This is a genomic window from Winogradskyella litorisediminis, assembly GCF_042675765.1.
GTDB classification, from domain to species: Bacteria; Bacteroidota; Bacteroidia; order Flavobacteriales; family Flavobacteriaceae; genus Winogradskyella; species Winogradskyella litorisediminis.
On the sequence record NZ_JBHTJL010000015.1, the window covers coordinates 1 to 24,651 of the forward strand.

At 34.3% G+C, this 24,651-nt stretch carries 20 protein-coding genes and 1 pseudogene; 13 read left to right on the forward strand and 8 right to left on the reverse strand.

Annotation, left to right across the window (positions count from 1 at the left end):
* Positions 1 to 70 precede the first annotated feature (70 nt).
* The 4 genes from ACFQ1Q_RS10510 to ACFQ1Q_RS10525 are packed head-to-tail and all read left to right on the forward strand — an operon-like array spanning position 71 to position 9,525.
* Positions 71 to 3,085 (forward strand): type III restriction-modification system endonuclease, encoded by a 3,015-nt coding sequence (locus ACFQ1Q_RS10510; RefSeq protein ID WP_386130993.1) that lies wholly within the window; start codon positions 71 to 73, stop codon positions 3,083 to 3,085.
* A 60-nt stretch (positions 3,086 to 3,145) separates the two neighbouring features.
* Entirely contained in the window at positions 3,146 to 4,621 is a 1,476-nt protein-coding gene (locus ACFQ1Q_RS10515) for a DUF2779 domain-containing protein (protein ID WP_386130996.1), read from the forward strand.
* Between the two features lie 10 nt (positions 4,622 to 4,631).
* Positions 4,632 to 8,123, forward strand: a complete 3,492-nt coding sequence (locus ACFQ1Q_RS10520) for an AAA domain-containing protein (RefSeq protein ID WP_386130999.1) — start codon at positions 4,632 to 4,634, stop codon at positions 8,121 to 8,123.
* Positions 8,113 to 9,525, forward strand: coding sequence for a hypothetical protein (locus ACFQ1Q_RS10525; protein WP_386131001.1), 1,413 nt, complete (start codon positions 8,113 to 8,115; stop codon positions 9,523 to 9,525). Before ACFQ1Q_RS10520 ends, ACFQ1Q_RS10525 begins: the two co-directional genes overlap by 11 nt.
* 40 nt (positions 9,526 to 9,565) lie before the next feature.
* Here the strand turns inward: ACFQ1Q_RS10525 and ACFQ1Q_RS10530 are convergent, their stop codons facing one another.
* The 8 genes from ACFQ1Q_RS10530 to ACFQ1Q_RS10565 are packed head-to-tail and all read right to left on the reverse strand — an operon-like array spanning position 9,566 to position 14,171.
* Complete coding sequence (locus ACFQ1Q_RS10530) at positions 9,566 to 10,000, reverse strand: hypothetical protein (protein WP_386131004.1); 435 nt, start codon at positions 9,998 to 10,000, stop codon at positions 9,566 to 9,568.
* 4 nt (positions 10,001 to 10,004) lie between these two features.
* Positions 10,005 to 10,511, reverse strand: coding sequence for a hypothetical protein (locus tag ACFQ1Q_RS10535; RefSeq protein WP_386131007.1), 507 nt, complete (start codon positions 10,509 to 10,511; stop codon positions 10,005 to 10,007).
* A 21-nt stretch (positions 10,512 to 10,532) separates the two neighbouring features.
* Entirely contained in the window at positions 10,533 to 10,829 is a 297-nt protein-coding gene (locus tag ACFQ1Q_RS10540) for a DUF2958 domain-containing protein (protein WP_386131010.1), read from the reverse strand.
* 10 nt (positions 10,830 to 10,839) lie between these two features.
* Positions 10,840 to 11,445, reverse strand: coding sequence for a hypothetical protein (locus ACFQ1Q_RS10545; RefSeq protein WP_386131013.1), 606 nt, complete (start codon positions 11,443 to 11,445; stop codon positions 10,840 to 10,842).
* Positions 11,435 to 11,656: a hypothetical protein gene (locus ACFQ1Q_RS10550; protein ID WP_386131015.1), complete on the reverse strand. Its 222-nt coding sequence runs from the start codon at positions 11,654 to 11,656 to the stop codon at positions 11,435 to 11,437. The genes ACFQ1Q_RS10545 and ACFQ1Q_RS10550 overlap by 11 nt, the downstream gene beginning before the upstream one ends.
* A gap of 31 nt (positions 11,657 to 11,687) precedes the next feature.
* Entirely contained in the window at positions 11,688 to 12,476 is a 789-nt protein-coding gene (locus ACFQ1Q_RS10555) for a DNA adenine methylase (protein ID WP_386131018.1), read from the reverse strand.
* A 12-nt stretch (positions 12,477 to 12,488) separates the two neighbouring features.
* The gene (locus ACFQ1Q_RS10560; RefSeq protein ID WP_386131021.1) at positions 12,489 to 12,947 is read right to left on the reverse strand and encodes a JAB domain-containing protein; all 459 of its coding nucleotides are present in this window, start codon (positions 12,945 to 12,947) and stop codon (positions 12,489 to 12,491) included.
* Between the two features lie 51 nt (positions 12,948 to 12,998).
* On the reverse strand, positions 12,999 to 14,171 hold the full coding sequence (locus tag ACFQ1Q_RS10565; RefSeq protein ID WP_386131023.1) for a type IV secretory system conjugative DNA transfer family protein: 1,173 nt from the start codon (positions 14,169 to 14,171) through the stop codon (positions 12,999 to 13,001).
* Positions 14,172 to 14,520: 349 nt separating this feature from the next.
* Between ACFQ1Q_RS10565 and ACFQ1Q_RS10570 the strand changes: the two genes are divergently transcribed.
* From ACFQ1Q_RS10570 to pxpA, 9 genes and pseudogenes are all read left to right on the forward strand, one after another.
* A complete protein-coding gene (locus tag ACFQ1Q_RS10570; RefSeq protein ID WP_386131026.1) occupies positions 14,521 to 15,465 on the forward strand; it encodes a tyrosine-type recombinase/integrase in 945 nt (314 codons plus the stop codon).
* A 328-nt stretch (positions 15,466 to 15,793) separates the two neighbouring features.
* The gene (locus ACFQ1Q_RS10575) at positions 15,794 to 16,006 is read left to right on the forward strand and encodes a hypothetical protein (protein ID WP_386131029.1); all 213 of its coding nucleotides are present in this window, start codon (positions 15,794 to 15,796) and stop codon (positions 16,004 to 16,006) included.
* A complete protein-coding gene (locus tag ACFQ1Q_RS10580) occupies positions 15,993 to 16,505 on the forward strand; it encodes a hypothetical protein (protein ID WP_386131031.1) in 513 nt (170 codons plus the stop codon). The genes ACFQ1Q_RS10575 and ACFQ1Q_RS10580 overlap by 14 nt, the downstream gene beginning before the upstream one ends.
* A 225-nt stretch (positions 16,506 to 16,730) precedes the next feature.
* Complete coding sequence (locus ACFQ1Q_RS10585; RefSeq protein WP_386131033.1) at positions 16,731 to 17,276, forward strand: hypothetical protein; 546 nt, start codon at positions 16,731 to 16,733, stop codon at positions 17,274 to 17,276.
* Positions 17,277 to 17,280: 4 nt separating this feature from the next.
* Complete coding sequence (locus tag ACFQ1Q_RS10590; RefSeq protein WP_386131036.1) at positions 17,281 to 20,319, forward strand: type IV secretory system conjugative DNA transfer family protein; 3,039 nt, start codon at positions 17,281 to 17,283, stop codon at positions 20,317 to 20,319.
* A 55-nt stretch (positions 20,320 to 20,374) separates the two neighbouring features.
* Positions 20,375 to 21,886 (forward strand): recombinase family protein, encoded by a 1,512-nt coding sequence (locus ACFQ1Q_RS10595; RefSeq protein ID WP_386131039.1) that lies wholly within the window; start codon positions 20,375 to 20,377, stop codon positions 21,884 to 21,886.
* Positions 21,856 to 22,701: pseudogene (locus ACFQ1Q_RS10600) on the forward strand (YifB family Mg chelatase-like AAA ATPase); the annotation flags it as partial. The gene ACFQ1Q_RS10595 and the pseudogene ACFQ1Q_RS10600, both read left to right, overlap by 31 nt.
* Before the next feature lies 1 nt (position 22,702).
* Complete coding sequence (locus ACFQ1Q_RS10605; protein WP_386131041.1) at positions 22,703 to 23,914, forward strand: Nramp family divalent metal transporter; 1,212 nt, start codon at positions 22,703 to 22,705, stop codon at positions 23,912 to 23,914.
* The gene (gene pxpA, locus ACFQ1Q_RS10610) at positions 23,904 to 24,647 is read left to right on the forward strand and encodes a 5-oxoprolinase subunit PxpA (RefSeq protein ID WP_386131043.1); all 744 of its coding nucleotides are present in this window, start codon (positions 23,904 to 23,906) and stop codon (positions 24,645 to 24,647) included. The genes ACFQ1Q_RS10605 and pxpA overlap by 11 nt, the downstream gene beginning before the upstream one ends.
* Positions 24,648 to 24,651: the final 4 nt, after the last annotated feature.

The window sequence follows — 24,651 nt, forward strand, 5'->3', positions numbered from 1 at the left end:
GTGCAGAAAAAACTAATGTGATGCAGAAATTAAAGCAACACAATATTGACGAAGTAAGGAGTATTTAATTATGGCTAAAGAAATGAAACTAAAATTTGAAGGAAATCTGGAATACCAACAAGAAGCTATAAAATCTATAGTAGATATTTTTGAAGGTCAAGAAATTTGCAGAACTAATTTCACGGTTGCTCCACTTCAAAATACTGACGGGCAGGCTTCAATGTTTAATACTGACTTAGGAGTTGGAAATAAGCTGTCGTTACTTGACGAAGAACTCCTAGAAAATATTCAAAAAATACAACTACGAAATGGTCTAAAACAAACTCAAAATCTTGCATCAAAAGATTTCTCTGTTGAAATGGAAACAGGTACTGGTAAGACCTATGTGTATTTAAGAACTATTTTTGAAATGAATCAAAAATATGGTTTTACAAAATTTATCATTGTTGTCCCTTCTATCGCTATCAAAGAAGGAACAAATAAGTCTTTAGATATTACCAAAGATCACTTTAAAGGTATTTATGACAATGTTAACTATGATTTCTTTACCTACGATTCAAGTAAATTAGAACAAGTACGAAGCTTTGCAACTAATGATTATATCCAAATCATGGTTATAAATATTGATGCATTCCGTAAGAGTTTTACTGACCCAACAAAAGAAACTTCCGCTAATATTATCCACCGTACTAATGATAAATTAAGTGGGTATAGACCTATTGACTACATTAGTTCTACTAATCCCGTTGTAATAATTGATGAGCCTCAATCTGTAGATACAACATCAAAAGCAAAAGAAGCTATTAGCTCCCTTAATCCACTTTGTACTTTACGTTATTCTGCGACTCATAAGGACAAGCATAATTTAATGTATAAGCTGGACTCTGTTGATGCTTATGAACAAAAATTAGTAAAGCAAATTGAAGTCGCTTCAATTGAAGTCGAGAACGTACACAATCAAGCTTATATCAAACTTTTAAAGGTTGATAATAAAAATGGTTTACGTGCCTACATCGAAGTAGATTCTTTTAAAAATGGAAAATTAACACGGGAAAAGAAATGGGTAAAGCAAGGTGTTGACTTATATGAAGATGTAACAAGAAGGGAAGTTTATGAGGGTTACATTATCAAGGATATTAGTGCAGAGCCTGGGAATGAATATATAGATTTCACAAGTAAACCAGAGTACCTTACTTTGGGTCAAGTAATTGGTTCGGTAGATGATGACTTAATTAAACGTAAGCAAATCAGTAAAACCATTGAAGAACATTTAAATAAAGAGTTAATTCTTAACCCTAAAGGGATTAAGGTCTTAAGTCTATTCTTTTTAGACAAGGTAGCTAACTATCGTGTATATGATGAAGATGGTAACGCAAGTAATGGTAAGTATGCTGAGATGTTTGAAGAAGAATATTTAAAACTTATTAAACACCCTAAATATAAAACTCTTTTTGAGGGAATTAATGATATAGATACGTCAGTTGGTGAAATACATAATGGTTATTTTTCAATCGATAAAAAGAGTAAAAAAAGTAATAAAAAGGACAAGTACGAATATTTTAAGGACTCTAGTGGAAAGACAAATGCTGACGATGATGCCTACAACCTCATTATGAAAGACAAAGAGCGTTTGTTAAGCTTTGATTCAAAACTTCGTTTTATCTTTTCTCACTCTGCACTTAAAGAAGGATGGGACAATCCTAACGTATTTCAAATATGCACCCTTAATGAAACGAGTTCTGAAATGAAAAAACGACAAGAAATTGGTCGTGGGTTGCGTTTGGCGGTAAACCAAGAAGGTGAACGTATTAGAGGCTTTGAAGTAAATACCCTGACAGTTATGGCAAATGAATCTTATGAGGATTTTGTTACTGAGCTACAAAAAGAGATAGAACAAGATACTGGTATTCGCTTTGGGATACTTGAAACTCACACCTTTGCTAATCTTGTTACAGGTTCTCAAGAGGAAAATCAAAAATATTTTGGCGAAGAAAACTCTCAAAAGCTTTATGATTATATGCTAGAAAAAGGGTATATCGATTTGAAGGGAAAAGTTCAAGATGTTCTTAAAACAGACTTAAAAAATAATGATGTAGAAATCCCAGAAGCTTTTGAATACTTAAAAACTCCTATCCTCAAAACACTTAAAAAGATTGCTGGAAATCTTAACGTAAAAAACGCTGAAGAACGAAAGCATATAAAAATAAACAAGCAAGTATATTTAAGTGAGGATTTTAAGTCGCTTTGGGATAAGGTCAAGTATAAAACCACCTATTCAGTTCAATTTGACACTAATAAACTCATTGAGAAGTGTGCTGAGTCTATAAGGGATAATTTAGTTGCAGGAAGAGGAAAGTTTGTCTACAAGAAAGCGAAAACTGAAATTACTAAAGGTGGTGTTGAAGCTAAAGAAACAGCAACATCAACCTCACTTGTTAGTTCAAAATATATTAATCTTCCAGACATTGTAAGTTATCTTCAAAATGAAACAAACTTAACTCGAAAGACCATCGTGGATATTTTGGTTAAAAGTGGTCGTCTGGAGGCTTTCAAGAATAATCCGCAACGTTTTATTGATGAATCAATACGATTAATAAAGACAGAAATGCGTCACTTTATTGTTGATGGAATTTCATATCAGAAAATAGGTGAAGAAAGCTACTACACACAAGAATTATTTCAGGAAGATGAATTAGTGGGCTATCTTAAAGAGAACCTCGCTGAGTCAACTAAAAGTCCTTTCGATCACGTCATTTATGATTCTGCTATTGAAAAGGATATCACAAAAGACTTTGAATTAAGTGATGAAGTTAAGGTGTATGCGAAATTACCATCGTGGTTCAAAATAGATACTCCTTTAGGAACGTATAATCCAGATTGGGCAGTATTATGGGATGATGGGAGTAAAAGTAAACTATACTTTGTCATTGAAACCAAAGGGACGCTATCTTGGGAGTTTTTGAGACCAACAGAAAAAGGAAAAATTGAATGTGGTAAAAAACACTTTGAAGCACTTGGTAAAAATATATCTCTAGAAGTGGCTAACAGCTATGAAAGCTTTGTGGACATTGCGACAGGAAAATAAATTGTAGAGGCACTGTTTAGTATAATGGTGCTTTTTACTTAACAAACGTATAATAGTTTTATGCACCAATTAACCAAAACAGACTTTATTCAATATCTTAATTGCCCAGAATCATTATGGCTTTTGAAAAACAAACCTGAAGACTTTCCGAAAGGTGAGTTTTCTTTGTTTTTAGAGAAATTGATTAAAGAAGGTTATGAGGTTGAGGAATATGCACAAAAACTATTTCCAAACGCTATTAAACTTCCTGATTTTGGCTCGGCAGAGTTAACAGAACAAGAAATAAATAACGGGAATCCTACATTTTTTCAAGCCACTTTTGTAACCGAAAAAGGTGTTTTTGCTCGAATAGATATCCTTGAAAAGAAAGCAGATGATTCATGGCATATTTATGAGGTGAAATCATCAACCAGCATCAAAAAAGATAAGAAGCATAATCATCTAAAGGACGCTTGTTTTCAAAAGCTTGCAATGCTAGAAAATGGATATAACGTATCCCAAGTGTCTATCATTCATCTCAATAAAGAATACACAAGAAATGGCGAAATCAATCCAAGTCAATTACTAGAAATTGAAGATGTCACCGAACAGATCGATGCCATCTATTCAGGAGTAGTTAACCAAATTAATAGTGCAGTTAATTTTATTAATCGACAAAGCATCAATTTAGATGTTTGCTCATGTAGAGAAAAAACTCGTTCCAATCATTGCGATAGTTTTAGATGTTTTAATAAAGATGTTCCTGACTATAGCATTTACGAAATTGGCAGAATTTCAGCAAAAAAAGTCATTGAGCTTACTGACCTAGATGTTTTAGCTATTGAAGATATTCCAAGTGACTATCATTTGAACGACAAGCAACAACTACAAGTCGAATCAGTACGTCAAAATCGACCTATAATTGACAATAAAGAAATCGATAACAAATTATCAGCATTAAAATTCCCGCTTCATTTCATTGATTATGAAACCTATGCCAGCGCTGTACCAAGAATTGATGGTGTAAGACCACATCAGCATATTCCTTTTCAAGTTTCTATTCATACTATGCAAGAAGATGGTTCGATAAAGCATTTTGAATTTTTAGCAGATGCATTAGAACCCCCAATTAAACTTATTGAGTTTATGGAAACATCAACAGGGAAGACAGGAACATTTATTTCTTGGCATGCTAGTTTTGAAAAGAGTCGAAACAAAGACATGATAGAAATGCTTCCTCAATACGAGGATTACCTAACATATATGAATAACAATATGTTCGACCTTGAAGACATATTTAAAACAGACTATGTAGATTATAGATTTCATGGCTCAACTTCTATTAAGAAAGTATTACCAGTTCTTCTACCAGAATTGAGTTATGATGCCTTAGAAGTTCAAAACGGTACTATGGCTTTGGATGTTTGGGGAAGAATGGTTTTAGAAAATGACTACGAGGGAGAAAAAGAAGAAGTCAGGAAGAGCCTTCTTTCATATTGCGAGTTGGATACGCTGGCAATGGTTAAATTATATAAAGAGTTAAATAAACAATTTTAAATCCTTTTTCATGAATTTAAATGGTGTCGGTATATACAGTCGAGTAAGTGAGATAATAGAATCTCCTAATGGATTTATCTTTGATGTTCAAGCTCCCGATGGAAAAATTCATCTAGCCAAAGTTCCTAAGAATCTAGAGTCTGGAAGCTCAGCAGAAAGGCAATTTACGGCAACCGCTAGAAATTTAAAAAAAATAGAATCAAAATATATAAATAAGGTTATAGACTCGGGTCGAGACCAAGACTCAGGAGTTTATTATATAATTCTTGAAAAAATAGAAGAAGCTAAAACACTTGAAGAATTTGTATCACATAACAATGACGCTTCTAAAACCAACCTAAAGAATATAGCTCAAATATGGTATTTTTTATGCGAAGGCTTAGATAGAGCAAGTCAAAAGAATATACAGCATAAAGACCTACACCCAAAAAATATCTTAATAGATACTCAAGGCTTACCAGTAATAATTGATTTTGGTATTTCTATTTTGGAACATACTATATCCAAGCAGACGGGAGTGAGTGAGTACAGTATGAAGTTCTCTGCTCCTGAATACATAAACAAACAGGAAAATAGACTAAAAATTAGAACAGACATTTATGCATTATCATTATCAATGATGTATGCACTTTTAGGGCATGAATTATTTTACGAAATTGAAAATAATCATGACCGCTTTGAACGTATTAAAGAATATTATGGTGACCTGCTATCTGATAAAAGTTTAACTCTTTTAACTCAAATAATGAATAAATCTAATGCCTTAAATCCTGATGAAAGGTATATGAGATATTCGAGTTTGATGGACAACTTATTAGAATTAATAGATAGTATAATTGAAGAACCTGAAAAACCTTTTTTACTAAGGTTTATTAACGAATCAAATCCAAACGTTATTTTGTTTATTGGAGAAATTAACGACCATGGGTTACACATTGCTGTTGATGAAAGACTTCATTCGGAACATAATTCTATAAACGCAAAATTAGCATCAGAAAATTTCATAGTCTTTTCAAGTTTTATTTCTAGAGATAATAAAAGCCTGACTGTTGGAGAGGTAAAGAAAAAAGAAGACTTAGAAAAAAATGAATCTAAAACACATAACTGGATTTTGAATAATACTGAACCTTTAAATCAGGTAGACTTCAGCGTGATTGATAAGAATTCACATGTAAAAATAGATCATTACGATGTTAAAGGTTTTATTGAAAGATTATACCTTGAAAAGATGGCTACTACCAAAAGTAGTCTCCCAAAAGCACCAAGACAGATTTTAAAGGAGTATTTAGCGTTACTCGAAGCTGAAATAAATTATTTAAAATCTGAAGCATTTTCAATTGAATATTCAAGCTTTAACGTTATTTCTACAACTGAAGCTGATTTTAAACTTAAAGTAGATATAAATAATGTAGAAACAGTAAAAAGTTTAGTTCATCGTTCAAGACAATTATTCAGGAAAGGAGATACCATCAATTTATATGTTAAACCAAATCCAAAAACTGATGATAAAGAGCAAGTAGGATTCTCGGTAGATTTCAACGAAAAAAATAACATCTTATCCTTGAGAGAATTTCCCGAACATCGAAAAGACGAAATACCACTTAAAGGAACTCTTTATGAGGATACTTCAATGATGGAAATACAATACAAAAGACAAATTTATGCGATAAAAAATTATATGTCAGGAAAAATAATCAACAATAATTTAAGAGATTATTTATTTCAACCGGAAAAATTGGAAAAATTGGCTGAGGACTCTGGGTATATTGACGTTGATTTAGATATTATTTCGAAGGATAAAAATAATAATCCAGTTAATTTTCAAGAGGCTCAGAAAGATGCTGTTTTAAAATCTCTTTACCGAAAACCTTTAACCATAATTCAAGGGCCTCCAGGAACTGGTAAGACAACTGTTATTGCTGAAATAATACTTCAGATTTTAAAACGAGATAGACAATCTAAAATTTTAATTACATCGCAGACTAATCTGGCGGTAGATAATGTTTTAGCAAAAATGAATAAGATAGACGGAGTAAGCTTTATCAGATTAGGAAAGAATATTGATGATGAAGCGATTATTCAACATTCTTTTGATAAAAAATTAACTTTTTGGGCAAATAAAACAAAGAGAAAATCTGATAAGTACTTTTCAATTTTAAAAAGAGAATATGATAAGCAAAATACAAATACTAGTCCTGTTTTGAATAGAATTTTAAAAGAATTCAACAAGAAACAATCTTGGTCTATTGCTAAACGAGAATTAAAAACCTTGTTAGATAGTCCTTTCTCTAAAGAATTTCAAGAACTTAAAAAACATCTTAATTCAAGGACAGAATTTAATGACAAAATTTCTGAACTTTTGGGTGAATTCTCTAGTAATTTTAATAAGATAAAACAACTTCATGGAAAATGGAAATCAATTTTATCAAATATTGAAAATAGAGATGCCTTAAAATCTCGTTTCATTTCTAATATTAATATTGTTGGCGCGACAGCAAATCATATTGCAGCTGGATTATATCGAGATTTTAATTTTGAATTTGATTATGTGATAATGGACGAAGCGGCCAAAGCAACACCGTCCGAAACTCTTGTCCCAGTCAACATGGCTCAACAAGTAATTTTGGTTGGAGATCATTTACAACTTCCTCCTTTAGTTACAGCTACTGAAAATGTAAAGAAAGAAGTCGCTAAAAAACTCAACTTCGAAGATGAAAAAATTGAATTTGATAAAATTTACTACGATAAACCAAGTCTTTTTGAAATAATGTTTGATGGTGCTCCTGACGAGTTTAAGGAGATGTTAGATTTACAATTTAGAATGCCTGAACAAATAGGAGATATTATCTCTAAACTAGTGTATAAAAATAAACTACGATCAAGTTCTCTAAGTGGTAAACCACATAGCTTAAAGCTAAAAACCAACTCTACTGTATTTATGTGCGATACTAGTAAATATCCAAATAGGTTTCATGATAAAGACCCAACTAGTAAATCATCTTACAATAAGTGTAATGCAGATGTGATATTAGAGATACTTAAATCCATAGATAGTTATAGTGAATTAATTAATGATGAAGGTTATAAAGTTGGTGTGATTACAGGATATGGCAAACAAGCGGAATTTATTTCAAACCAAATAGAAAATATTAAACTGCATAATTTAATTCTCAAGCAAAATTTAGTAGTTGCTACAGTTGATAGCTTTCAAGGTGCAGAAAAAGATATAATTATTTATGATTTAGTTAGGTCTACTAGGGATAATGATAATTCTGGGCTAGGCTTTTTAGAAATGCCGAATAGGATAAACGTTGCTTTTACTAGATCAACTAGATTATTAATAGTTGTTGGTGATGCAAAATTCTTATCGAATGTAAAACCTAGTAGAAGATGGGTTGAAAATAATAATGATAAGCCTTTGTTATTGAAAGAGTTTGCAAATCATCTAGAAAAAGAAGGATTGATTTATAATGACCCAAAAGAAATTTTTTATGCATCGTAAAAATAGAAAGTTTAGTAGAACTAAAGGCAAAACAAAAAGTCCTACAATTAAGACTAGTAAAAAGACTTCATTATCTAATGAAAGGAAGCTTTTTGATAAGTATAAAAAAGATTTAGGTGAAGATTATCTTTTGAATGACATAATTGAATTAGCCTATCCAAAAATACAAACCACAATAGATGTACTTGTATCAAGTAAACCTAGTGATGTATTAAAAGATTTACACATTTTCTTGTTAGACATAATTCATACAGGCCTAAATAAAAAATCCATTCTCTGTAGTTTTCTTGGAATCGAAGATGATGATTTCATTATTGATGAGCTTTATCTTTTGATCAAAGAGGGTTTAGTTGACTTAGACGATGAAAACGATTATAGACTAACAACGAAAGGTGAGTTATTTTTAGAAAACCAAAAATTTATACCTGAAACAAGCAATGAAGAGTTTGTTTTTTATGTTGACGGACTAACAAAAGAAATAACAACTGAACAGGTAAGTAAAACCTTTTGCCAAAATAAGCTCACAAATTTAGTCAATGTCAACCATGAATTTATTCAAGAAAACTGGTTTAATATAAACTCAATATTTAGCAAGGTTAACAAAGAGGAAAAAGAAATAATTGAACTTTCTAATTATAAGAGAAGTATCGTTAGGAAACCAAATGTTGTATATGAAAAAATTTATGCTCTTATCTATTATCCTAAAGAAGAAGCAGGAAAGAAAATTCAAATAAAAGCATATAATAAATCTTTAAAGCTCCTAAAAAAAACTACCAACTCTCTTAATGAACAGTTTTCAAAAAACCCCTTACTATTTGATTTTTCAGAAGAAGGACAGATCCTTAATGAGTTCAAAGATATTATTGAAAAAAGTAGAGAGTTAAACCAAAGTAAAGACAGATTAACAGGTAACTACAAAGATATTTCAACCTTTGAGCATAAAGAGTTAATTTCAGATGCATTAATAACAGCGACTTCTAAGGTGTATATTGAGAGCCCTTGGATAAGAAGAGCTACAAGCAATTATATAAAAGCGATGGAAGTCTTTCTAAATAAAGAGAATACAAAATTATATATAGCTTATGGTATAGATTCTTCATTCCGAAATAAGCCACATGAAGAAACTTTTGAAAAAATTAAAAAATTACAAAATCGTTTTCCAGACAAACTAAAAATTTATCATTTACCTACTCATTTTAGTTCAAAATTTAATGATAGAAGCGGAACTCATAGGAAAATTCTAATAAAAGATAACGAGTTCTATATCAAAGGTAGTTTTAATTGGCTTTCGTATGCAGGAGAAAAAGGAAGGAATTATGCGGTAGAAGAAGGGACACAGTTTTTCGACAACGTGGAAATTTTCTGGAGTAAAATTTTCAAAGAATATCAATTAGAATTTTAAAAAAACACTCAAACTAATGAGTGTTTTGTAGTGTTTAATTTTACTTTAGCCAAATATCTCTGGCTTTATCAAATCCACACCAACGATGGTTTTCATCAAAGCCACGTAGTGCCAATTCATGACGAATAAGTCGGTCTAATGGAACTCGGTTATTAAGAATAAATCGTAAAATTTCACCGTCCATTACCGCCAACATACCAGTGATACTCTCCCAATGCGGAAGTGGGTCTTCATCCTGACGGATGCTATCGAGATGTCTATACGTTATTTCAGAATAATCCTTCGGAAGATTATTCAAAAATGGCATTTCCATCTCTTGGGCAGTAGCTTCTTCGCATACTGCCCAGTTATCTTCAGGCCCGTGTATAATTCCAAAAGTGATGTTTGCAATTCGGTATTTAAAATTGAGATAGATTGCATGGTCAATAGCTTTCTGCTCGCTATCAAACTCATCTAAATAATTATACGGATTCATAGTGTTACTTTTTTACAGTAGCGTCTGCTTCAGGCTTAATAACACGCCCATTTAAAGAAATAACATCCTCACGAGAGTTTTTAGGGTCTTTTCCTTTTTTACGCAACAAACGTTGGGTATTAAAAAGGGAACGACACTTTATATTAAACTCGGTGTAATTAACAGGAATTTGTTTCTTATCAATACAGGCTTTTTCATAAGCTGAGAATAATGCGCCGTTGCTCAGTTCATTATTTTTAGCCTTTAAAATGATATCAAAAGCCAATTGCGCCACAGGATTAAGTCCGTTGCTTTGCTCAGTAAGTTCAAAGCCTAAGTCCTCAATCTTTTGGCGTTGGGTTTCATCAGCATATTTTAGTAATACCGATAAATCTTTACGATAGCCTTTTAAACGATCAGTAATTTCACGTTTAGCTTCTTTTTGTTCTTCAATTTTTACTTCAATATCTTCAAGTAAACCTTTGTCTGTTTTCACATTTTCGATAAGTACATCGACAATAGTTGCATTCATAATTTTTGTTTTAATTGTTATTTAAATTTTTAAGTCATTAAATCGTGCTTCTGTAAAACAGATATCACGTTCTATTTTCATTCCGAGATGTCTTTCAATAGCTTCTAATTCAGTTAAAGAAAAGTAGCCCCATTCGTTATGTCCTAAACCAGTGACGTATCCAAAACAAATATTAGTCTCTGGCTCATACTCGCTTACATACCACGTTCCCGAACCCATAGGATCAAAGAACTTGGCAATGATGATAGGATTTAAATCTTCCGATTGTCTTCCTATCGTTTCAAACCGTTCTTTTAATTCCAAAGTGATTAATTCCATAGCTGAAGTTTTAAGTGAGTAACCAAAGGCTATGAATCACCAAATCATCAGCTGTGAACTTAAATTCGTCACTAGCAATGATGTTGCTGAGTTCTGTCTCCGCTTCAGCTCTGGTATCAAAGAAATACGAAGGCTTGGTAGTTACAGCATAGACATCTGCTTTGAGTACATCTGAAGTAAATATGGCATAAACCTTTTTGGTAGTTCCTGTTTTAACCATCAAACTGCGATAGTTTGAATAATCATAGGAATCCCATTCAGTAACTGGCTTTGATGCCAAATAATGCATTTCATTTTGTGTACGTTTAAAGAAGCTATCAATCTCATCTTGAGAATACTCTGGCGAAGCTGTCATTTGTGCTTCAAACTTGTGAATCGTCCAGAGTAGTACTTGGTAATCCGTCAATATCAATTCTTCAAGGGCTTTACGTTCCATAAATCCCAAAGCATTTTTACTCCAGCTATCTTGATAAATGAAATGAATCATCTCACGCAATTCGCTGTCAGTATAATGTTTTAGAAGTTCAGGGAGTTTTAAATCACCTTGGTTATCCATCAAAAAACCTTGAAGGTCTTTGAGGAATAGTAAAATCCGCTTGTGTGCTCTAATCTTCATGGTCTTCGTCTATAGGTTCACAATGGTTTTCAATCGTAGCTAAGAGATGATTATAATCACTACTTTTAGCTTCTTTGAGGACTGCATCAATTTCCGCTTGCGTCCAGCCTTCACGTTTGGCTTGTCGTTGAAAGACACCCATAATCATAAAGGCATTTCCGTTAACGCCAATCAAATTGAGATTGACGGTTTTGTCAATTACTTTTTTCATTCGTATTAAATTTTAAGGTTAAAAATGTGTGTTAATCCACAGGGAAGTTGGTAGTAATAACTTCCGTTTTGGTTCTGTTTTTCTTGGATTTGGTTTGGTTGGCAGTAACCAATTGGTCTATGGTTTTTGTATGCCAACCAAACTCTTTGGTGTAAAGCGCTAATTCATCAGAAGGGTAAGAACTTAAGATGAACTTACCTTTGATATTTGATAACACTTTCAAAAGAGCAATGAAGTCTTCTCGTGTGTAATTATCATAATGTCCCATACAACTATTAAAATATGGTGGATCTATGTAATGCAGTGTTTCAGGACTATCTCTGAGCTCTATGATTTTTAGGGCATCCGTACATTCAATTTGCGTACCAACAAGACGTTCCTTGAGCTCTTGCGTAAACAGTTCTTTTTTACGTTCCCAACCCATCGCTTTGGTTCCCTTGGTATAACAACCAAAGGAACCAATACGTCCAGAAAATCCCATATTCGTCAGCACAAAGAATGCCCATGCACGTTGCAAGTCGGTAAAGAAAGTTGGTTGCTTATACATACTCAGTGCGACGTTATACACCACCCGAGAATAAGCCGTGACTTTAATCTTTGATTTTAAGGCTTCAAAATCTTCTTGAAGTACTTTGTAAAATACGGTTACAAATGCATCGGTATCGTTAATGATTTCATTGGTCGCTTTTGGTTTCAAAAAGAAGACAGCACCGCCACCTGCAAAGGCTTCAGTATAGACTGAATGCTCAGGCATTAAATCAACAATGCGCTTGGCTAAATTTTGTTTTCCGCCGTAATACGTGATTGGGGTTTTTATCATATAAGGGTGGCATCACTCCCATTTACTATCACTGTAAGACATAAAATCTTCACTGGTGATAATGAGATGGTCGAGCAAGGTTAAGTCGAGTAATTTTGAAGCTTTCTTCAGCTTTTGTGTAATGCGCTTATCAGAGTCAGAGGCTGTTAATTTTCCTGATGGATGATTGTGCGCCACGATGATAGAGGTTGCATTGGTTAATAAAGCCAATTGAAATACTTCTTTGATATTTACAGTAACGCCATTGGTCGTACCCATAGCGATTTCGCTTATGCCTAATAATTGATTGTTATTATTGAGCAAGAGCACCCAGAAGAACTCTTTATAATCGATACGCTTGGTATCTATGAACTGCCGAAGCAATCGAACTGAATTTTCAGAGGATTTTATTTTCAATTTGTCATTTAAGACAGGGCGTTTGTAATGAATTTCAACTTCGTGAAGCTGTAATTCTGAAAGAGAATTTGTCATTCGTATTAAGTTTTAAAAGTGAATTTATTGTTTTGAATAAGTGCTGAACCATTACAAAATGGTATCTGCGCTGAAGGGAACTGATGGCTTACCATCTATCATTAATTTCAGATAGATTGAATAGTTAGCAAGCGAAATAAAGTCCTCGGTTTTAAAGACAGGATAGAATTCCTTAGCCATAAGTTTGGCATCAGTAATTCCAAGCCTGAAGGCGACTATGGTTCCTACGTTTCCAAGTACACTGGCTCGAACTTGAGGGTCAAGCTGATAGAGAAATTGATTCGCTAATACCAAACCAATTTTAAACTTTCGTACTTGCGCTAACAGTTCTGCAATGAGTTCTGTTCCTGTTAAAGTTTGGAACTCGTCTATGTAAAGGAAAAATGGGGTTCGATCTTCCTCTCGAATATCAATTCGTGAAAAGGATGCCGAGGCAAGGGAAGTGAGCAGTAAGCCACCAAGGATATTAGCGACGTCTGCTCCAACGTGTCCTTTAGAAACATTAATAATTAAAATCTGCTTCTTATCAATAATAGACCTTAAGGACAGTTGTTCTTGATTTTCAATAAGTACCTTGCGAACAATAGTATGACTTAAGAAGCCACCGAGCTTGTTCATAATGGGTAACAAATCATTCGGTTTATACTTCGGAAATTCCTTCAACCAAAAGGTTTTGATGTCTTGGTTTTGAATATGGTTTAAACAGGCATCTCGATATGATTTCTCGTGTAATAGTTTTAGGACGTCCGAGAGCTTGGCTTTCGGCTGATCCAATAAAGTTAGCAAAATCATTCTGAGAATGTGTTCCATTTTCATTCCCCAAGCACTCTTCCAATTGCGCTGAAAGATTTCCAAAATATTAGAAGCTACTAGCGACCGTTTTGAAGGCGAGACACGTTTTAATGGATTGTATCCAAAATGCAATTCAGGATTTGTCACATCAAAGTAAATAATGTCTCTTTGTATAAATCGGTCTTTGAGCTTTTCATAAATCTCGCGAGAAGCGTCACCATGCACATCTACAAAGGCAAATCCACGATGTGCATCTGCATCTTGTAGCATAAGGGTTTTTAATAGTGACGTTTTACCAGTACCAGACTTTCCAAAGCAATAAAAATGAAAGAGTCTATCGGCTTGTTTAATGCCAAAGACCTTTCTATCGGTTCGGAAATTGGTACGTGCAAAGTAACTGACGTCATACAACAGGGAATGATGCCAATACATAAGAAGGGAAGGGTGTTAAATGAAATAACTATGTAATTGTATAGTTGTCGAGATTATCGACGAAAGTACTATTGCTTTATTTACAATTTATGGTATGGTTTAAAGGTCTTAATAAGGTCTTTTTTACGTTCAACTTATTACTATTATACCATATTTTCAAAAAAGAAACCGTTGAGAAAAACTCAAGGTATTTGAGCCTTGCGATTTTTTATTTTATGAATTATAATTTTATCAGTCATTTAAATACAAGAACCCCGTTGGGCGAAAGCCTCGTTGGTATTTTATATGCCAACTAAAAGGACAACGGCGGAATCTTCATTTTTTCGAATGCTTTTTCGGTATTGGAAATATGAAAGACCCGCTAGATCCTTTTTGGCGGGTCTTTTATGTTATTATGTACATTCAAAAATCTATAAAGACTTATCTTAAATGGAAACTACGACACACTAAACATACTTATGTGCCATATAAACGACAATTGGATTTACTAGCAAACTATTTAGAATCCAAAAAAGGCATTACAGAATTAAAATCAATTACCAATGATGATATCATCGATTACCATGAGTTTATGGAAGAGCAACAATATAGTGATGCCACCATAGCTTACTCAGCAAGAATTATTAGAAATTATTTTTGGTTTTGGAAAGGAAGAAAACAAACCTCCGTAAATCCTAAAGAAATTAAAGCTATTAAATTTGTTAACGCAGAAAAGGATATTGTGGATGAGGACGATTTCGAGCAATTGACTATGGTGCTAGATGAACGCTTTTCTACAGACCTTATGAAAAAACTCATTCTTCATATGCTATGGGATACTGGCATGCGTATTAGCGAATTACTCGATTTAAAACTTTCAGATATTAGCACACAAGGGAAGGATGGTTTACGAACTGCCAAAGTACGTACACGAAAAAGTATGCGCTATAATTTAGTGGTTTGGGGCGTAGATACTAATCGACTACTAAATAATTATTTAGGACTGCGATTATGTATGGATACAACGTCGGAAAATAATTATCTATTTATCAATCCTAAAACTCAGAAGAAATACACACCAAGAAGTGTACAACGTTGGATGAAGCAAATTACTGGAATGACTCTAGTTAATAAAAATATCACTCCGCATAGTTTTCGACATGGAAAGGCGAATAATATTCTGGAAAAAGGTGGAAATGTTAGAGATGTATCTGCATTGCTTAGGCACGTTGCACCTGAATCAAGTTTTCATTATTTACAACTCTCAGAATCTAGATATAAAAGTACTGCAAGTCGTTTTTTAAAAACCGCTTAAACTAAAAAGCAATCCTTAATTAGGATTGTTTTTATTTTGAAACTGATATATAATAACGTCAGCACCTTTAGCTATGAATACCAACGTTTTGATACTGTTATTACTTTACAAGTTAAGCTTGTATTTGAATGACTATCAAATACTGTTTTGTACCGAATACCCTTAGCAGGGTATAAAAATTGACCATAATAACGTCGTAAAATATATGGTACACGACAGGTATGTCGCATAACCTAATAGGGGTTTTACGACAACAATAATAGTTAATAAAAGTTGGTGTTGGTAATTTACCTAAGGTTACAAGTGTGCATAAAAATTGAATTTTAGTATGACTAAATTTTATAATGTCGTTACTCGTAAAACCGTAAACAAAGGTGATAACGACAAGCATATTTATCATAAAGTAGGTGTTGTAAAAGTGACCAATAATGGTGGTTGGTTTTTACAATTGTATCATCAGCCTGATACTAATTTTATGATTTTCCCTAATCATAATGATAATTTACCCGTGATTGATTTTGAGGTACATGAGACTGAATAATACGACGCCAGTACCTAACGCTTTTTTTGATAAGCATATTGGAAATTTGAGTGGCTCTGCTGTGCGTGTGTATCTTAAGATTGTGAGGAATCTTTTGGGATGGCGGGACGAGTTTGGTAAGGTCAAGCAGCGGGATTGGATATCACATTCGCAATTCGAAAAAACAGGATTGTCAAACCGAAGTGTTACCAACGGTATCCAGGAATTACTCGACTTAAACCTTATTCAAACCTCTGACCATATAGGCAACATTTTAAGTAACCCACAACAACGAAAACAAGCCAAACGTGTTTACTATTCATTAATACTGGATAAACCCGATAATTTTGCGTTATACAACGAAAAAACCAAAGAAAACCAAACGCAAAAAATGCGTTCTACAAAAGAAATTTCTTTACCAAAGTACAACGTAAATGAACGTATTCCAGACCATATACGCATTGAACAAATAAAGCACGAACAAGAACGAAAGCAATTACAAAGAGATAGCTGGTTATAGCTATTTTTTTATTTCTCTGTTAAAAGCTTACGCTTTTAATTGACGATGAGCAGATTATTTAAAAGAGGGAAATTAATTCTTACAGAATGATTAAACACAATAATTGTAATTTTTTTCATTCAATTATGCCTCAGTTTCCTAAATATTGTACCGCATCTCATCTTTATAATGTGATGCATCATGTCGTGTGTAACTTTTGCTCATATAAACCAAAAATTACACATTATGATTATTGCAATTATCCTCGCTATCCTTGTTATCGTAGCTATTTTTAAAAAAGGTATTCCAACGCTTCATGCACATTGGAACACCCTTATCGATGAGTTTGATTACTCCACTAAAGACTTCTATGAAAAACTTACCGAAGAACTGAAGTCTCATGGTATTGAAAAGATACGTATTACATCAAAACTAATCAGTACTGGAAATGCCATGTCTCGTAAACGCCTATACCTCAGGGTTTCTTGGAAGAACTATACTTATGATTGCTGTCTAGCACCGTATGGAAAAGGCACCTTCATATCATGGTGGATGTACAGCAAAAAAACTGGATTTGAGTTATTAGTATCTAAAATTCCATTTGTGGGCGGATATCTGGTAAGAGCCTTTTTTCCTGTTACGTATTACACCGTTGATACTTCTTCCATGTTTATGACCTACGCACAATCATCGGTCGTTAAAGTTATAGATGATATTACTAAAGAAAAAGGTGTGAGGTCATTAACCGAAGCAGACAAAAAACCCATCATGAGAGACATCTTTAATCGATAGGTGTATGACCGCAAGTGAACAAGTCACCCTCCATTTTTACCAGTGGGACTATCGTTATCGTGGTTACTATTTAAATGATATTCCAGTTGATATTGAACCACCGTACAAACCATTTTTTCAAGGTTTAGAAAAAGCAACACCATTTGTCGATGATGGTGTTGCTCCTTCGTTATTTAAACAAATAACCAACCTTATTGCTCCTCCACCAAAGAAAAAGGATGTAGCTGTAGAAGAAGAGGTACTTGTTCCATATACTCTTGATGTCAATGATGCTCCAGAACTTGTTGGTTTTTCATTTCGATTTCCATTTAATGAGGAAATAAAAGCGGTTCAAAATGAAGCCTTTCTCAACATGCTTTCATACTCAAACTATCCACTCGTATTTGAGATAGTTGGAACAGGTGAGTATATTACTTTTCAATTTGTGTGTGACAGAAGTGATGAGAAAAGACTCCAATCTCAAATCAAAGCCTACTTTCCATCAGTTATCTACACAGCTATTGATATTGATACTTTTTGCTTTGATAGGAATAGGAATATTGCCATCTGCGATTTTGCAGTTAATGATGAATTTGTCCGCCCCATTGCAACAAGTGACAACTTTAACATTGACCCCTTAACATCAATCATTGCGACCTTTGATTCATTACAGAACGATGAGGTTGCTGTATTTCAGATGCTCTTTAAGGGTATTAGCTCACCACTTACAAGTGATATACCATATTCAGTTTCTGATGGTCGAGGTGGAAGCTTTTTTGAAGGGTCACCTGAAATGCTTCTATGTGCAAAAGATAAAATTGCTAATTCACTTTTTTCTGTGGTACTGCGTATTGCATCTCAAGGAAGAAATGATAGGCAGAGCCAAAGCATCGCAACCGAACTGGCTCGGAATATATCACAAGTATCATCATCAGGATTCAACAAACTCATACCTCTTTCAAATGAAGGTTACAGCTATGACTTTCATGAGTACAATCTACACAAACGCTTAAGCAATAGATTGGGCTTCATTCTTAATGCAAAAGAACTTTCAACGTTCTGCCACTATCCAAACAAGACCGTGGTATCTCAAAAACTACAGTCCAATCAAGGCAAAACAAAAGATGCCCCATCATCAGTACGTAATCAAAAATATCTATTTGGTATCAATTCACATAACGGAATTGAAACTGAAGTGATGCTCAATGATGAAATGCGATTGAGACACACGCATATCATCGGTGCCACTGGTGTTGGAAAATCGACCTTGATTGCCAATATGTTGATTAAAGATATGAAACAAGGTAATGGTTGTGCTTTGTTCGACCCTCATGGAGATATTGTTGAAGATGTTTTGGCTCGTGTACCAGAGAACAGAAAAGATGATGTTATTCTCATTGACCCATCGGACAGCGAATTTGCTATTGGATTTAATCTACTGGGCGCAACTACTGATGCCGAAAAAATTGTGCTTAGTTCAGATTTAGTATCATCATTTAAACGTCACGCCACCGCTTGGGGTGATAATATGTCTGCTGTGCTATCAAATGCTATCAATACCTTTTTAGAAAGTAGTCGAGATGGAACACTCATTGAACTCAAACGTTTTTTACTTGAAGATAGTTTTAGAAATGAATTTTTAACTTCGGTTGAAGACCCTTCGATTCATTACTATTGGAATAACGAGTACGCCATGGTGCGAAAGGGTATAGCACCACTTCTAACAAGAATAGATACCTTTTTGCGACCGAAGATAGTTCGGTATATGTTGGCACAAACTAAAGGTGTTGATTTTAGAGCCTGTATTGAAGAAAAAAAGATTGTTCTAATCAAACTCTCACAAGGTCTGATTGGTGAGGAAAATAGCTTCCTATTAGGCTCTATGTTCCTCTCGAAGTTTAATCAAGTCGCACAAGGACGGCAGTCATTGGCAAAACAAGAGCGTTATCCATATTACATCTATCTTGATGAATTTCAGAACTTCATAACACCAAGTATCACTCGGATATTAAGTGGTGCAAGAAAATATGGTCTTGGGTTAGTGTTAGCCCATCAAGAATTGGCACAGATTGATGATACCAAGACCTTAAATTCAGTAATTTCAAACCCATATATCCGTATCTGTTTCAGGTTGGGTGATGTTGATGCTAAACGCTTGGAATCTGGTTTCTCATACTTTGAGCAAGATAATTTACAGAGTCTTGGTATTGGACAAGCTATTATGCGAGTAGGTTCTTCAGCTAATGATTTCAATATTCAAACCTTTCCATTGGAAACTAATAGAGGTCAGTCGGACGAGCTACGAAATCATATTGTTGATAGTACAAGAACGAGATACGCTACCTCTAAGAATAAACTTGATGAGCTTTTGGTTTCACTATTACCTAAACAAACTCAATTCAAAAAAGCTGAAAAAAAGGCAAAAGTTGTTGAGTTAATTAAGGATGAACCAAGTACTAAAAAAACAGAAAAAAGTATTGATGCTCAAATAGAAGAGATTTCATCAATAACCAAGCCTGTTTCAGAGCAGAAAAAAGAACAATACCTCAAACAGGCGCAGGAACAAGAAGAACTACGAAAGCATCGCTCACTGCAAAACTATATTAAACGAGTAGCTGAGCAACGTGGTTATCGTGTGCATATTGAAGAAGAACTCCCTAATGGAAAACGTGTTGACGTTGGACTCTTTAAAAATGATGTTCGTATTGCTATTGAAGTTTCGGTATCAAACTCAAATAGCTATGAAGCCCAAAATATTAAGAAGTGTATAGATCATGACTATCAGATTGTGTACCTCGTATCTGAAAGTGAGGTGCACTTAAAGAACATTAAAAAGGAAGTAGCAAAAATTCTTGAGTTAAAGCATCGAAAAAAAGTGTTCTATCTCAAGCCAGACGAACTCATTTCATATTTAGATATACCAAGAGAGGAAAATGAAACAGCACCACCAAAACGTGTTAAGGGATGGCGTGTTGATGTGAATTACCATCCTGATGATGCCAAGAATATGGCGAGTTCAAGTATTAGCCAAAAACTCAAAAACCTCCTTAAAAAGAAAAAGTAACACACCCTTGCGTGTGTCACTTTCTAACGCTAGTTTAGACTTAAAACCACGTAATATGAGAACAAAAGAAGTAGGTGTTTGGATACGAGTTTCTACCGAAGACCAAGCACGAGGTGAATCACCAGAGCACCATAAAGAACGAGCCTTTGCGTATGCAAAGGCAAAAGGATGGAAGGTAAAAGAAGTGTATGATTTAGCAGGCGTATCAGGTAAATCGGTGATGGAACATCCCGAGGCACAACGAATGCTTTTTGATATTCGTCAAGGAAATATTACTGGCTTAATCTTTTCCAAGATTGCAAGGTTAGCTCGTAACACGAAACAACTCTTGGAGTTTTCAGATATTTTCAGAAATTATAATTCTGACCTTATCTCCATTTACGAAAACATCGATACGAGTTCTCCAGCGGGGAGACTTTTTTATACCATCATTTCTGCAATGGCGGAGTGGGAGCGTGAAGAAATAGCATCACGAGTAAAACAATCTGTTGAGATTAGAGCAAAGATGGGAAAGAAACTCGGTGGTCAAGCACAATTTGGTTACAGGTGGAATGGCAATGAATTAGAATTGCACCCAGAAGAAGCACCGATTAGAAAGATGATGTATGAACTCTTTTTGAAAGAGGAACGAAAAACGACGGTGGCTACTATGCTCAATGATATGGGCTATCGTACACGAAGCGGAGCAAAATTTTCTCGTGGAGTTGTTAAACGATGGCTTCGTGACCCAATCTCAAAAGGAATGAGAAGAGCAAATTATCTTCAGCAAAATCCACTAACTAAATCTAATGAACTTAAACCTCAAGAAGAATGGTACTTCCACTCATGCCCAGCTATTGTATCAGAAGAACTATGGCAACAAGTAAATGATATTCTTGATGAACAGGATAAAAGTAGAAAACCCGTCCTTAATCGGAAGGTGCATATATTCACAAATTACATCTACTGTCACTGTTCTAATCGAATGAATGTGAGGTCTCGTTTAACGCATTACAAATGTGTAAGCAAAGAGTGTAACAATAAAATACGACGTGATGATTTAGAGGAAGCATTTAAAAGTAGGCTCAATAGTTTTTTGAAAGATAAGCGAGAGTTAGCAAAATATTTTCAGCATTCAGAAAAGGCTCTGAAGAATAAAGAAAAGAAATACGAGTTACTTAAATCGGAATTAGGTAAACAAAAAGATGAGCTTAAAAATTTATTACATTTACACTCAAGTGGTCAAATACCAACTGATGCATTTAAGGAGTACCACGATGTTCCCTACAAGAAATCAAAGAAGTTAGAGCAACAAATTTTGAAACTTGAAAGTGAAATTGCAAGTGACTCCATCAGACAAAATTCGACTTCTTTTATTATTGATAATTCAAAAGAAATATATAATAAGTGGGACAGTTACAACAGGGACACCAAACGGGATATTATCGAGACCGTCCTCGATACTATAGTAATTGGACACGACACTATCAGCTTCAATTTGAAGCGTCTTACTCCTCCGAAAACTACGTTTTCCGAATTAGGGGAAAATGGGGGACAAAACGATTGCCAAGTATTTTGCCGCCAATGACCTTGCATGAAGCTTTGGAGACAACTAAAATTCACTCTGTAGTTGGTCGTGTAAAAGCGCACTCAGGATTAATGGCACAACGTCCGTTTAGAAGTCCACATCATACCATATCAAACGTAGCCTTAGTCGGTGGAGGAAGTTATCCGCAACCAGGTGAAATTTCCTTATCACATAATGGTGTCTTGTTTTTGGACGAACTACCAGAATTTAAACGTGAAGTTTTGGAAGTGATGCGTCAACCATTAGAAGATAGAGAAGTAACCATTTCTCGTGCAAAGTTTACGGTAACCTATCCAAGTTCTTTTATGTTGGTAGCAAGTATGAATCCGAGTCCGAGCGGATTTTTCAATGACCCAGATGCGCCAATAACTTCGAGTCCAGCAGAAATGCAACGTTATATGGGAAAAATTTCAGGTCCTTTATTAGATAGAATAGATATTCATATTGAAGTGACTCCAGTACCCTTTGAAAAATTATCAGACGAGCGAAAAGGCGAATCTTCTGTTGAAATTAGAAAGCGAGTCACCAAAGCGAGAGAACTCCAAACCAACCGCTTCAAAGACTTAGAAAATGTCCATTACAATGCACAAATGAATACAAAACAAATTCGAAAATATTGCAAGCTAGATGAAGCTTCTCTTCAACTCTTAAAATCCGCAATGGAACGTTTAAATCTTTCTGCAAGAGCATATGACAGAATTCTCAAAGTAGCTCGTACTATCGCAGATTTAGAAAATGTAGAACAACTCACTGGTGCACATATCAGTGAAGCGATTCAATATCGTAGTTTAGACCGAGATGGTTGGTTAGGATAGAATGAAAAATTTATTTAAAAATATTGGTCCAGGTCCATTAGTAGCTGCGGCATTTATTGGTCCAGGTACTGTGACGTTATGTACTTTAGCAGGTATTAATTTTGGTTTCGGTTTACTTTGGGCATTGTTACTTTCAATTTTTGCAACTGTAATTTTACAAGAAATGGCAGCGCGATTAGGAATCGTAACTCAAAAAGGATTGTCCGAAACTTTGCGCGAAGAAGTGCAACATCCTATTCTAAAAACATTAATTGTAACTCTTATTTTATCCGCAATTGTCATTGGTAATGCAGCTTACGAAGCCGGAAATATTTCTGGCGGTGCTTTAGGTATTGAAACTTTATTTGGCAAATTTAAGTTTGCGGGCTTAGATGTTTGGCCAATCTTAATTGGTATTTCAGCGTTTGTAATGCTGTGGATAGGCAATTATAAAGTTATTGAACGCTCACTAATTGCTTTGGTTGTTCTCATGAGTTTAGCCTTTATAGTCACAGCTATTTTAACAAAACCAGATATAACAGCTGTTTTTAAAGGTTTATTTACTCCACGAATTTCAAATCAAAATATTTTAACGGTTATTGGCTTAATAGGCACAACCGTTGTGCCTTACAATATCTTTTTACACGCGTCTTTAGCAAAGACCAAGTGGGATAGTAAGTCCGATTTAAAATACGCCCGAAAAGACACAATTATTGCCGTAGTTCTCGGCGGAGTTGTCTCCATGTGTATCGTCATTTGTGCTGCAGCAGTAAATCAAAAAAACATTGCAAATGCAGCAGATTTAGCTTTAGGTTTACAGCCTTTATTTGGAGAATTTGCAGGCTTTTTTTTATCTATAGGACTATTTGCCGCGGGAATCACAAGTGCTATTGCAGCACCATTGGCCGCAGCTTTCGTAACATCTGGTTGTTTGGGTTGGAAAAGTAATTTAAAGTCAAAAAAATTCCGAATGGTTTGGGCGTTCATTCTGCTTTTAGGCGTTGTGTTTTCTTCGGTAGGTTTTAAATCTATTGAAATTATAAAGTTTGCCCAAGTCGCCAATGGCCTATTATTACCAATAATAGCAGGCGTTTTATTGTGGATAATGAATAAATCTAATATTCTCGGACCTCATAAAAACGCTCTAATTCAGAATATTTTAGGAATTGTAATCTTTGCCGTAACCATATTCCTCGGCGGAAAAACCATTTTAAGCGTTTTTAATGTCATTTAAAATAAAAATAGATATCAATGCAGATGTTGGCGAAGGTATGGGCAACGAAGCTTTGCTGATACCATATTTATCGTCCTGCAACATTGCTTGTGGCGGTCATGCTGGAAATATGGAAACCATGAGGCGTGTCGTAAAACTAGCAAAAAACCATCGTGTTAAAATTGGAGCACATCCTTCATTTCCTGATAAAGAAAATTTTGGACGAGTATTTATGGAAATTTCAAATGATGATTTATATCAAAGTTTAAAATCTCAAATTAAAAATCTTTTAAAAATTGTTGAAGACGAAGGTTTAGAATTGCATCATATAAAACCACACGGAGCTCTTTATAACCTAGCTGCAAAGGATAAAAATACAGCTGATATTATTGTGAATGTTATTTCGGATTTTTCAAAAAAAATTAAACTTTATGCACCTCCAAATTCAATCATTTCTAAAGTGGCAAAAGCGCAAAATATTGAAGTCGTTTTTGAGGGTTTTGCAGACCGAAATTACAACGAAGATTTATCATTAGTTTCACGTCAAAAAAATGATGCCTTAATCACAAAAAAAGAAGCCTTTTTAGAGCATGTTTTAAAGATGGTTTTAGAGCGAAAAGTAAAGTGTGTAAATGGAGTGGAAGTAGAGCTGAATATAGATACGATTTGTATACATGGTGATACTGAAAATGCCCATGAAATTTTACTGTATTTGCATGAAAATTTAATGGCGAATAACATTCAAATAAAATAAAAAT